This is a genomic window from Flammeovirga sp. MY04, assembly GCF_001682195.2.
Lineage (GTDB): Bacteria > Bacteroidota > Bacteroidia > Cytophagales > Flammeovirgaceae > Flammeovirga > Flammeovirga yaeyamensis.
Genome location: NZ_CP003561.2, coordinates 441,076 through 454,217, shown reverse-complemented (window position 1 = coordinate 454,217; position 13,142 = coordinate 441,076). Strand labels below are relative to the sequence as shown.

Annotated in this window: 9 protein-coding genes; all 9 read right to left on the bottom strand. The window is 36.0% G+C overall.

All coding sequences use genetic code 11. From position 1 onward, the window contains the following. Positions 1 to 11 precede the first annotated feature (11 nt). Positions 12 to 3,329 (bottom strand): DUF5107 domain-containing protein, encoded by a 3,318-nt coding sequence (locus MY04_RS21720; RefSeq protein ID WP_066214298.1) that lies wholly within the window; start codon positions 3,327 to 3,329, stop codon positions 12 to 14. Between the two features lie 263 nt (positions 3,330 to 3,592). Further along, complete coding sequence (locus MY04_RS21715; RefSeq protein ID WP_066214295.1) at positions 3,593 to 4,435, bottom strand: SMP-30/gluconolactonase/LRE family protein; 843 nt, start codon at positions 4,433 to 4,435, stop codon at positions 3,593 to 3,595. Between the two features lie 4 nt (positions 4,436 to 4,439). Continuing rightward, positions 4,440 to 5,228, bottom strand: a complete 789-nt coding sequence (locus tag MY04_RS21710) for an SDR family NAD(P)-dependent oxidoreductase (RefSeq protein ID WP_066214292.1) — start codon at positions 5,226 to 5,228, stop codon at positions 4,440 to 4,442. A 16-nt stretch (positions 5,229 to 5,244) separates the two neighbouring features. Further along, positions 5,245 to 6,414, bottom strand: a complete 1,170-nt coding sequence (locus tag MY04_RS21705; RefSeq protein ID WP_066214290.1) for a mandelate racemase/muconate lactonizing enzyme family protein — start codon at positions 6,412 to 6,414, stop codon at positions 5,245 to 5,247. Between the two features lie 20 nt (positions 6,415 to 6,434). After that, positions 6,435 to 7,148 (bottom strand): RraA family protein, encoded by a 714-nt coding sequence (locus MY04_RS21700; protein ID WP_066214286.1) that lies wholly within the window; start codon positions 7,146 to 7,148, stop codon positions 6,435 to 6,437. Positions 7,149 to 7,153: 5 nt separating this feature from the next. Next, a complete protein-coding gene (gluP, locus tag MY04_RS21695) occupies positions 7,154 to 8,413 on the bottom strand; it encodes a glucose/galactose MFS transporter (RefSeq protein WP_066214283.1) in 1,260 nt (419 codons plus the stop codon). Position 8,414: 1 nt separating this feature from the next. Next, the gene (locus MY04_RS21690) at positions 8,415 to 9,956 is read right to left on the bottom strand and encodes a glycoside hydrolase (protein ID WP_066214281.1); all 1,542 of its coding nucleotides are present in this window, start codon (positions 9,954 to 9,956) and stop codon (positions 8,415 to 8,417) included. Between the two features lie 8 nt (positions 9,957 to 9,964). Beyond that, positions 9,965 to 11,545, bottom strand: a complete 1,581-nt coding sequence (locus MY04_RS21685; RefSeq protein WP_066216684.1) for a glycoside hydrolase — start codon at positions 11,543 to 11,545, stop codon at positions 9,965 to 9,967. Between the two features lie 4 nt (positions 11,546 to 11,549). Then, positions 11,550 to 13,133: a RagB/SusD family nutrient uptake outer membrane protein gene (locus MY04_RS21680; RefSeq protein ID WP_066214277.1), complete on the bottom strand. Its 1,584-nt coding sequence runs from the start codon at positions 13,131 to 13,133 to the stop codon at positions 11,550 to 11,552. Between the last annotated feature and the right edge of the window lie 9 nt (positions 13,134 to 13,142).

Below are 13,142 nucleotides of genomic sequence, written 5' to 3'. Positions count from 1 at the left end.
TTTCTATCTGATTAAACACTCTCTTCTAATTGTTCTCCATTCATCTGAGCATGAAGGCGAGCTCCATAATGGTAAGCATCTGTATCCAAAATCGTTTTGAATGACGTTTCTGCTTGATCACCCTTAGCCAATCCCAAATTACCTAAAGCAATAAGGTAGTGACAGTGCAATTCGTGACGAATTTGTAAGTCTTCTTCAAAGATTAATAAATCTGGTAGAGATACTGCGAAGTAGTCCATTTTGAATGGCACTTGTAATTGCTCCGCACCATAGCTGACTAATTTATTGAATCGTTTTTCTGCTTCCACCTTATCATTCAACTTAATCAAAGCCATTGCTTGATAGAAGATCTTATCTGGCTGTTGATCATTATAGTACATCGCAATTACAGGTTCGCTCAATCCAATTGATGCTAACTTCCAGAATTTATTGGCTGTGTCAAGATCACCTAATCCTTCGTAGGCACAACCCATCCAATAGTTTATATCGTTTTCTTGTGTACCGAATAATTTACCTTCACCTAAGTTCTCCGGATATTTTTCAGTGGCTTTCAAGAACTCAATTGCTTTTGCAAATTTACCTTCTTTAATCGCAAGTTTTGCCAATTCAATATTCGAAATCAAATATTGGCCAGTTACTTTACCTTCACCACCTTCCCAAGGATGGAACTGTCTGTTCATGATTAAAGCAAGTGCTTCATCATATTTACCAAGAACATTTAGAAGCGTCAATCTTTCTAAATATAAGTCGTCTCTTTGGTCAACAAGGTTTAGATGATCTTCTAACTTCTTCAGTCTGAATTCCGGAGTTTGATTCAGTTTTTTATACAACTGATCTAATTCCATAAATACCCTTGCGTCCGTCTTGTCTAATTCAAAAGCAGTTTCTAAAGCTTGAAGTGCTTTCTTAGGCTCGTTTAATTTATTGAAATAGCCTAACGACAAGTTTCTATGTACGGTAGGGAAATTAAAATCGATTTCTACAGATTTCTCTAGGCAAGTCATAGCATCATCATATTGACGGAATGAATACCAGATATTACCTAAGTAGTACCACGCTTTTGCATCTGAAGGGTTCCACTTTTGAGTGACTTCCTGAAGAACAACTAATTCCTCTAATTTGTTAGGGAAACAATAATCCGCTGGCTGTTGTGAGGCTTTTTCAAGAATAGTCTGTGCTAATTCATCATTACCCAAAGCCATGTGATATGATGCCTCAAAATACAAGGCCATAGGGTAAATCGCTGCTTCTTTGTTTGTATGGATTGATGTCAATGTACATGCATTCTTGTAGAAGCCTGCGTTGGCATAATCTAATGAGATTTCGATAAAGTTATGGACATTATCTCTCATCAAATCGATCAATTGATTCTTAATTTCTACATCAAACGTTAATAAATACTTTTCGTATAAAGCACCGAAGTTGAAACGATCCATTTTAAGAGATTCTTCCACTAAAGCTAAAGCTTCATTCGTACGACCCACCTCTCTCAATAACATGATTTTCAGGTGACGCGCTTTGTGGTTTAACCAGTTTTTCCAAAGTGATCTATCCACTAAGTCTAACGCTTTGTCTAAATCTCCTCTTTTGGCATCAATTTGAGCACATTGGAAGAAACCACTATCTTGCCAAGCACCATTCCAAGTGGCTTTAAAGAAAGAACCGTATGCTTCTTCTTCTTTACCTTGGAATCTTTGGCTCAAACCTAAATTAAATAAAGGTTCTCCATCATAAGGGTTAGGATTTCTTTCAGTAAGTGTGGCTACAGCTATTTTTAAATACTTTTCAGCTTCAGCAAATTTCCCTTTTCTGATCAAGTATAAGCCCATAGCATTGTTGTTTTGAACACTTGATGGCTCTCTTCTCAATGCTTCTAAGTAATAATCTGTAGGATTATAAGTAGCATGACGGTATTGTTCTAAATGCAAACCTCTTAAATAAAGTTGCTCAATAGATTCAATATCTTCTGGATCTTTAGCAGGGTTTGCTGACTCTGGAACTTCTCTATCTGCAGCACTACCATCTAATTCAAAGTTCACTAGTTCAACTCCTTTTTCAGTAAGTACCTCCACTTTAATATCATCTAAGGCGATCAATTCACCAATAGATTCTTCGAAGCTCATTTCTGGAGATAAATCCAAAGTGAATTCTTTCACTACTTCGTCTTTGCTACTTACAATAATTTGAGCATTGTTGTAAACTGCCGTTACGTAAACTCTAACGATAGTTTTACCCTCTTCCTCTTCTACGTTAATCATGGCTTCTTTTGTAGCATTTTTTACTTCACCAAGATCACGATAAGGCATAAAATATTGTTTAAAACTCTTCTCTTCATATGGCTGCAACCAAGAGAAATCAGGTTGATTGTCAGTATACACACCACACATTAATTCGATATATGGTCCATCAGTATCTGTTAAGTTTCTATCCCATGCACGACCGAAATCACTATGTCCCCAAGTCCATTGCTTTTTACCAGGCGATTGGTGATGATCCGCTACGTGAAGCATTCCTCCTTTCGAATCGTTTTCATAGCCGCCTACAAAGTCATACTTTGAGTTCACAGCCATGTAACTTGTCGGAACAGGGATGTTTTTATATTTCGAAATATCCACACCAGCAGAATAATCTACTTTGTAATAAGTTCCTTTTGCAATTGGGTATTCAGATACATCTCTCTTACCGTGATCAAATACTGCATTTACATCTGGTGGGAATACCGATTGATAATTGTCGTTTACTTTTACAGCTGGGTTCGCCCACCATAAGAATGTTTGAGGCTGAGAAGTTCTGTTATATAGTTTTGCGTGAATCTCTAAGTAAGCCTTATCAGGATGTAAAGTGAATCCTGCCATACCCTTTGTACGGAACATTCTTTCGATCTCACTACACCATACAGTCACACTTCCGTCTTCGTTTTCTTCGATTAGAGAATCTACTTTATCGTAAGTAGTTGGACGGTGATGTTGCGGCCAGTTGAATTCGATTCCACCAGAAATCCAAGGTCCAGTAAGACCTACTAAAGCTGGTTTGATTACTGAGTTGTAATACACAAAGTGACGTTGCTTCACTTTGTCGTATGCCATCTGCACTCTACCTCCTAGTTCAGGAAGAATCATGATTTTGATATACTTGTTTTCGATATAAACAGCATTCCAATCTTTATCCTTCTTCTCGTCTTCAATCTTCTCAATTACTGGATAAGGATATACTACTCCACTACTGCCTTGGTACACTCTTTTCTCAAGGAAAATTGGGTTCTTTTCTGGTTTGCCAATTTCATATGTAGGAATACTCACTACTTCTCTCCAAGCTTTAACTTTTTCCATTTCTTTATCTTTATTTATTTTTTATGTCTTTTGAAAGATCTTTAGAATAGCTATTTCTTCAATTATTATATTTCAAAAGTAGTAGGAAGTACACTTATAGCACATAGGCTATTTTATTTGTTTATGGACAATTTCTTTATACTTTATTTCCACTAAATTATTAACTCATTATACATCAAGCTATTGAGTTCATTGAAATACAAAAAAGTCCAAATCAAATTAATGATTCGGACTTTAGTTTGCGTTAATTATTAGTTTAAGGACTATTTCAATTCATATAAAAAAATGCCTCCGCTTAAGGGATATTCATTCAGTTCTTTATCAGACATTCCAAAATTTGCTGTAGTTATTGCTAACTTTTTGCAATCATGATCTATGAATGTACAAGATGTTACATTCGGAACGCCTACTTCTATGATTTTTAAACATTCATTCTTATCGGGATTCCATTGTGAAACTTTCGCTCCACCCCAATGTGCGATCCATACATTTCCATCTTTGTCTACTGTCATGCCATCTGGAGCACCATAGTCTTGAGGAATTGAGATGACGATTCTTTTATTCATTATCAAATTATCTTCTGATAATTCCAAAGCCATTACCTCAAAGTTTGGTGTGTCAATAAAATAAGTTATTTTCTTATCAGGAGACCATCCTAATCCATTGGCAATAGTGGTATTTTGAATCAAAGGAATGTACTCACCATTCGTTTCAATTTTATAGAATGTTCCAGCTCCTTCAACTACTGATAAATGCATAGTACCTGCATACAACGCTCCATCAGGACCTATTTTCCCATCGTTAAAACGAATATTTTCATCAAATTTGGTAGGAGGTTGGTGTAAAAACTTTTTAGAAGATGTGTTTCTATCGAATTCAAAGATACCTTCTTGTGTTCCTAAATAAAACGTTGAGGTATCTTTGACAGCTGCAAACCCAACACGTTGACCTATCAAAAATTCTTGATTCATATAGGTTTGAAGATCTAAAAAATTAAGTGTGGTTTTCTCGATATCTACCCACATTAATTCATTACTATCCTCAAGCCATATAGGTCCTTCTCCTAAGGTCGCTTTTCCATTATAAATTAATTTAGCTTTCTCCATGATCTTAATCGTCCTGCATGATTGCCCCTCTACCGCCATCCATTAATATGGTTGTTCCAGTAATAAAAGCTGAATATGGAGAAGCTAAAAAAGCACATTGTGCACCTACTTCCTCCACACTTCCTAATTTATTGACAGGGTGTCTTTTTTCGGTTCTTTCTCTTTCTGCTTTTGGATCATCAAATGAATTGAACCATTTATCGGCCCCTTCTGTCTGAATAAATCCAGGAGCCAATCCAACTACTCTAATTTTCGGTCCCCATTCAATTGCCATACTTCTCACTAATCCAGTTAAGGCTGTTTTGGTGACATTATAAGGGAAACATCCTGGAATTGAGGTATATGCGTGGTTGGAAGCCATAATTTCTATCACTCCAACATCACTTTCATCCAAATATGGTTTACACAACTTGCTTAGATACCAATGTGATTTTAAGTTTAAATTATGATTGACTTCCCAATCTTCTAATGAGCAATTTTCTGCTCCTTTAAATACATTGATTCCAGCATTTGAAATAAGGATATCAATTTTACCAAAGGATGAAATGACTTCCTTAACAAAACGCTCTAAGTCTTCTGTCTTAGTTACATCACAAGAAACATAGATGGCTTTTTGTCCTTCTTCCTCTACTTCTTGATAAAAAGAGATAACAGATGTTGAAGAGGCATCTCTTAATCCACACCCTGCAATAGCACAGCCTGCTTTGGCTAACATTTTAGCGATACCTTTACCAATACCACTTGAAACACCCGTGACTACTGCTACTTTTCCTGATAAATCAATCGCTAGCATAGTAATTTAGATTTTATTAAACATAAAAATTATCTGATATTTCGACGATCCCAGGATGTTTTTCCATTTCTTCTTCAATCAAATCCACCCCTAAACCAGGACGATCAGAAAGAATTAGTTGACCATTTTTAATATCAAGAGGTGTGTCGATAATGGTATCTCTCCAAGGTACATCGGTGAACATCACTTCTAAACGGAAAAAGTTAGGAACTGAGGCACAAACATGTCCACTTGCAAGAGTAGAAAGTGGGCCGTTTGGATTATGAGGAGCCAATAAAACATTGTAGGCTTCCATCATAGTAGCCATTCTCTTCATTTCTGAAGGTCCTCCACAACGGGTAATATCAGGCATTAATATATCGCAAATACCTAATTCAAGTACTGGGCGAATACCATGTCTTGTATAATGACGTTCTCCCACACAAATTGATATTTCTGGATTCAATCGATCTCTAAACGCCTTTAACATATCATGGTTTTCGGGACCTAGTGGTTCTTCAAACCAAGTAATATTTAAATCTGCCATACGGTTACCCATAGTTATGGCTGTTTTGGCATTGAGCATCGCATGTGTTTCAATCATGATATCGAAATCATCCCCCACAGTTTCTCTTACACCTTTCGCAATATTATAGGCATGATCCATCTCTTGAGGAGTAAGTGCCATGGTAGATGAAGCTCCTGTTCCTTCCTCTCCATAGAAGTAATTGGTGTGTGCAAAAGGATCGAATTTTAATCCCTTGAAACCGGCATCCACTACTTTTTGTGCTTGTTTTGAATAGTCTTCAACGGTATGACCTCCATTTATAAACCAATAGTTGGCATAAAGATTAATCTTATCTCTAAACTTACCCCCTAAAAGTTCATACATCGGCATCCCATATTTTTTAGCTTTTAAATCGAGTAAAGCCATATCGATACCACTTATTGCACACATACTCACTCCAAAAGGTCCGACCCAATTGAGGTCTCTGTATAATTTTGTCCAGATATAATCGGTCTTAAGAGGATCCATTCCAATAATTAATTTTCCAGCATGTTTAGTTGCTGCTTCAATCATTGGACTTCCAGGCCAATTGGTACTTTCGCCTACACCTGTAATTCCCTCATCGGTATATATTTTGATCATTGTCCAGTTGTACTTTATTCCTTGTACTAACCAAACTTTCACATCAGTAATTTTCATTTTAGTTTTTTTTATTTGGATTACATTATGCCGTATTTATCAAATGATGCTTTCGCTGACATACCTCCCTCAATTGCTTTTTTTACAATTTTTTCTCCTCTAGCTTTTTCGAAGGCACCTTGTAAAACTTCTTCTTCAATCGCTTTAGGTATCACACAAACACCATCAATATCTCCAATGATAATATCGCCATCATTAATTTTCGTTCCATTGATTTCGATAGGCACTCTAAAATCAATTACCTTTCCTCTTGGTCCTTGATCTTGAGCATATCTTCCATAAGAAAACGTTGGAAAATCTAATTCTAAAATACCTTCTGTATCTCTTGAATACCCATTTACCACAGCGCCAGCTGCCCCTAAAATCTTAGCTCTTGTACTCATTAATTCACCCCATAGTGCGTAATTTGGAGATGAACCTGTACAGATATAGACTTCATTTTTTTTCAAATCATCTAAAGCTTCCAACATCAAACCGAATGGCTTTGACAAGATTGGATTATTACCCGATCCGCTCAGTTCTTCAAAACAATCTGCTTCTAGTACTGTCATGGCTCTACCCACCACAAACATATCGTCTCTTAAAGGTTGTACTTGTGGTGGCATGAATTGATGGAAGTACCCCATTTTATCCATAATATCCCCTACAACCGCTGAAAACAATTCATTTCTAATTAATTCAAATAGCTCGTCATCATTTGACCAAACTACTTTTTCTTCGATTAAATTTTCCATTTATTCTATTTTTTTATCTGACTTCCTCGTAAAGCATAAAACAATAAATACGCTTCTGACAACACTACAATGATCCAAGTCCACTGCCAATCTCCTCCTAAAGCATCTGCCATGATTCCTTGAATCCAAGGTAAAATTGCTCCACCAGCTACACCAATCATTAATACTCCTGATCCTTTTGCGGTATATGGGCCTAATTTATTTATAGCTAAAGTGAAGATGGCACCCCACATTACTGAATGTAAAAATCCAATTCCAGCGATTAACCACAATTGCTCTGTCAACATTGCTCCTAACGATAAAAGAACTGCTATTCCAGAAGTGAATGCCAATTGTGTATTCCCAGTGATATTTTTCAAAAACGACCCCAAAAATCTTCCTGCCAACATGCCACTCCAAATAAGGGTAACCATCAAGGCATAAACTTCTTTTTCTATTTGAAGACTTTGTGCGTGTAATACTATATTGGAACCAATACAAACTTCTGCTCCTACGTATACAAAGATGGCTATTACTCCTAATCTTAAATGACTAAAGCTCCATACACTTCTTTCCCCAACATATTCCTCTTGTTCATCAGGTTCGTTGGGATCGGGTAAGTGCAACATTTTTAAACCAAATGCAATCAATACTACCAATCCGGCGAATACACATAATGGAAGAATAATGTCAGAAACTTGAGGGATACTACCTCCAAAGATGATAGTTGCCACAAATAATGGTGCAATAGCTGTACCTACTGAGTTTACTGCTCCAGCAATTGTTAACCTTGTTACAGCACTTGTCCCTGGAACTTCACAAGCCGCGATAAATGGATTGGCAACAGTTTGTAAAATAGACATTCCACATCCCTGTAAGAAAGCACCAATTAAAAATAAAATATAGGCTAATGGTACAGTCGCATCTGCAATTTGCATTGTACCAAGACTTTCGTTGAATAATGCAGAAGATGCTTCTATTAATAATGATATAGCGGCAATGCCTAAGCCCACCATTAACGTAACTTTATGTTTGTATTTTTCTATAAGGTGAGCAGCAAAGTTTCCAGTAGCCGGATAACCCATAAAGAAAGTAAAAACAATTAAAGTGGTCAGCGTATTTTTTAAACTGTTTGATTCGGATAAAAAAGCCTGCTGTAAAGGGGCTAAAAACTGTTGGTTCACTACGGTAAGAAAACCAATGAGGAAGAATAAACCCACCATAATCAATAATGGTACGGTATAATTTTTCTTCTCTTTTGTTGCTGTTTGTTCTAAAACTTCCATACTATTTTTTATATATAAAAGTGGTGACTGATCTTTTTGGTAGAATATTATCTATGTCAGATGCTTTTAAATCGTTCTCTGCGTCGGTAACATATTTCTCTTTTAGCTGATATTCTTGATCATCTATTGATGATGTGAATGTTATATTCTCATCAGATAAGTTGGTATATACCACTACCAATTCTTGTTGGTTGGATGATATAAATGAAGTACCCACTACTGGAAGATCAGAAGATAAATCCATTTCAACTCTTTCAAAATCTGGACGGATAAATAGACTATAATTCCCTAATGCCCATAATGTTTTATGTGCGATATGTGTTCCGCTTTTAGTGATATCTCCCTCACTTCCTCCTTCAGGAATTACTTCAACCAAACAGAATCTGTTCTTATGATTCCATCGAATTAAATCCATAGCCGTCCAATACGACCAAGAAGTAACGTTGGCATAATTTAAATCGTGATTGATCACATTTGACATTACTAAAGCGATATCCATTGTTGATGCCTGTTTATAACCAGGGAAGTAATCGTATTCTTTACTTAACATACTCCACTCTGTCTGACATAACTCGATATTATTTCTTTGTGCTGCTTCTAATGCTAAAGATCTGGTAGATTTCATTTCTTCAAAATTTCTATCAAACCAGTAGCTGTGTGCACTCATAGTTGGTTTTACTGTTGTGAAATTTTTAATCGAGATGGCTGATGTATCACTAAAAAAATCTTCAATCTGTAGACTTCTTTCCCTTTCAGTTTTTTCCTTATAAAGATATTCCCAATCAGCTGCTTCACCCAACAGAATTTTTGATTTAATTCCTCTGCTTACAAATACACTATCAATATTTTTAACGAAACGATAGATCTCATCATTATGAGCAGGAGTTCCTTCTTGTCCTTTTGTATCCCAATTATATTGTGGTTCATTTACTGGACTGACTAAATTAAAATTAATCCCTTCCTTATTAAAATGTTCTATAACATCTGCCATATAAATCGAATAGTCCTTATAGCCATTGGGTAATATATTAAAGTTGGTCCCTCCTGGCGAATACCCTTTGCCATTCTTTGTGAAAGTTACTTCTGGAGTGATACTAAATAAGATGAAATTATCAATACCCGCTTTTACCGCTTTTTGAGCAAAATACTGTTGCCCCATTTCTTTGTTCCAATTGTATGATCCATCTTTTTCTAAAAAACTCTCACTTCTTCTTGAAACATCTTTAATATCACTACTATCTCCAAGCTCGGTTGTTCCTCCTCCTAAATTAAATCGCCAGCCAGTTAAACCTATTCCTTGAGGTTGTCCTTTCTTAATCTTTTTTGAGAAAAATAAATCTGCAATTTGCTCTTTTTCTTTTTTTGACCAATAGGTGCCTACCCAATTCCCCGCCCAACAATCTGATGCTGAAAAAAACTCAATCTTCTGAAATTTATTTTCAGTATTTATAGTGACTTGTGCCTTTTTTTCTGTTGGGGGATTGCTCCCCCAACAGTGTTGGTTTATGTAAAAAAGGACAATTACAGACAGTAAATATCTCATTGTTTTTTTTATTTATATATAACGGTCGTAACAGAACGAGGAAGTAGTTGTATCTTTCTCTCGTCTTCATTGATTTCTTCTTTAACCAAATCAAATTCATTACTTGTCACATAAGATTCTACCGCTCTCATGTTATTATCCATTTTTATTTCAACCCCTGTGTATTGATCCGTCAGGTTGGTGTATACTACTACCAATTCATCAGAAGAAGGAGAAACAAAAGCAGAAGATAGAATGTTCGTATTTCCATCAATTTCAATATCTACTCTTTCAAAACCTGGACGAACAAAGCGACTAAAGTTACCTAAGGCCCAAAGTGATTTTGTAGCTGAATTTTCTCCAGAGTTCATAATATTTCCATAAGCTCCATCAGATGGAGTCACAGAAATTAAAAGGAATCTGTTTTTATGTCCCCATCTTTCTTGATCCAATGCGGTCCAGAACGACCATGACTCCACATTTGCATAGTTTAAATCGTGATGAATCACCTTCGCTACTTGTAAAGCAACGTCATTATAGGATGCGGATTCATGACCAGGATGATCCTCAAAACCTTCACCCAACAAACTATACTCTGTTTGGAACAAGCTCAATCCATGTTGAGATGCTTTTTGGTAGGCTGCAGTACGAGTTTCTCTCATTTGAGCCGCTGTTTTATCTATCCAATAACTATGTGCAGTAATAATTGGAGCAACATGATGTAAGTTTTTGATACTTATTTCAGAATCATTGCCGAATAAAGTTTCAATTTGATTACTGCTATTTTCATTTCCCTTTACTTTATATAAATACTCCCATGTTGCTGCTTCACCAACCAATAGTTTTGTATTGATATTATTCTCAGTAAAAGATTGATCTAAAGCTGACACAAGGTTATAAATATCCGTATTTGTTGCAGGTGTACCCTCTTGAGATTTGGTATCCCAAGCATACTGTGGTTCATTGATTGGGCTTAAATATTTGAAGTCAATTCCTTCATTTTTGAAATGAGTGATTACCTCAGAAATGTAATTGACAAATTCTGGTAATTTCCCATCGGCCAAGTTTATATTTTCTCCACCTGGGGAGTAACCCATTCCATTCTTAGTAAATGATACATCTGGAGAAATACTAAACATTACAAAATCATTCACCCCGTATTCTTTTGCCTTTCTAAGAAAATATTGCTGTCCCATTGCTTTGTTCCAGTCTTTTACCCCGTTGGATAAAAAACTTTCACTTCTCCTCGTTGGATCTTCAATACCACTTTCATCACCTTGAGCGGTCGTACCAGCACCAAGGTTAAATCGCCATCCTGAAAGACCAATTCCTTTTGGATATTTGCCATCAATTTCTTGTGAAAATAGAAGTTCTGCAATCTCAGATTTCTGGCTTTCATCCCAATAAGATCCAACCCAATTCCCAGCCCAACAATCAGAAGCCATAAAACTCTCTATCTTTTGATGTTTGTTACCTAGATCGACTGTTGCAAAAAATTCTTTATCATTGGGCATTTTTGGCAAATCGTGATTTGGCTCAAAAACATATTTTTCTGTACAAGCTCCTAGCCCTAACATTGAAGCTAATAAAGCTATTTTTAATTTTTTCATTTTCTTAGAAGTTAGGATTTTGTTGAATTGCACCATTTGAAATTTGGATTTCGATGTAAGGGATAGGGAATAAAAGATCTCTATTCTCTTGGAAGAACGTACCTTTATTACTTGATTCTATCTGATTATCTCTCTCATATTTATCCTCAGATGTTTCTGTGTTATATTTAACAAAAGAGCCATTTGGACCCATGATATTGCAAATTGCTTTTTTGCCATTATCATCGTCCCATCTTCTGATATCTTCCAAACGGTGGAATTCCATTGCTAACTCTAACCTTCTTTCTTTACGGATCGCATCTCTTAACTCTGTTCCAGAGGCGGTCACATCATCCAAGTACACTCTTTGTCTTACTTGATTAAGGTATAATTTAGCTGTTCCTTCATCGCCTGAATGGTAAGATGCTTCAGCACACATTAATAAAACATCTGCATAACGCATAAATCTATGGTTTAAGGCATGTGTAGGGTTATTATATGGCATGTTTCTATCCACTTGTGGAATATAGAATTTACGGTTAATTCTAGCCGACTTATGTGATCCAGGACTAATAGGAAGTGCGTCTTGGTCATCATCCCCAGGAACATCTTCACCATCTTTAACGATAGACCATTTTAAACGTTCCATATCTCCTTCATCTAAAAATGCTTTTTCTAAATTACTTGTCGGTAATCCCCATGACCAGCCTGAATCATCACGTGAACCTGTTAATACTGGAATTTGAGTACCCAAACGATATTGAGTATCTTCCATAAATTGACCTTCAAAAATACCTTCAATACTATTGTCATAATGTAGGTTCCATACTTGACTAAAATCTGCTAACAATCCATATTCTCCTGAGTTAATGACCTTCATAAACATGTCCTTTGCCTCTACATATTTTTGTTGGAAAAGATATACTTTACCCAAATAAGCCATAGCTGCACCTTTTGTTGCTTTACCTCTTTGTGATAAATCATATTCACTTCTTAAAGGAAGAAACTCAATTGCTTCTTCTAAATCTTTTTCAATAAAAGCATAAACATCTTCTATTTTATCACGAGATTTTCCTTGTACTTCTTCTGGTAAATACACTTTATCCATAATTGGGATATCACCAAAATTGATCAATAAATCAAAGTGGAAAAAAGCTCTAAGAAATTTAGCTTCCGCCAACATTCTTTTTTTATCGTCTTCATTTTGCATAGGCGAACCAGAAATACCACTCAAAGCAGTATTAGTTCTTTGTATACCTTTGTATCTATGTTCCCAAAATGCTTGGATTACTGCATCATACTTTGGATTCATATAATGTGCTGTTCTTAAAAATGTAGCGGGGTCTTGAGAAGTGTTTCCCATCCACAAATCATCTGATGCCATATCTGTAGCTACATAAAAAGCAGCAATCGGCCACCAGCCACCTGACTCTCCAAATAAACTTTGATAACACCCATTAATCGATGCTTCACATTCTGAAGCTGTTTTATAGTAATTATCTTGGGTTTGCGTACCTAATACAGGTTGATCAAGAAACTTCTCACAAGAAGTCAATTGTATTAAGCCTAACGTAACTAAAGCTACTTTAAATATATTTATTGTTTTCATTTTCATTTC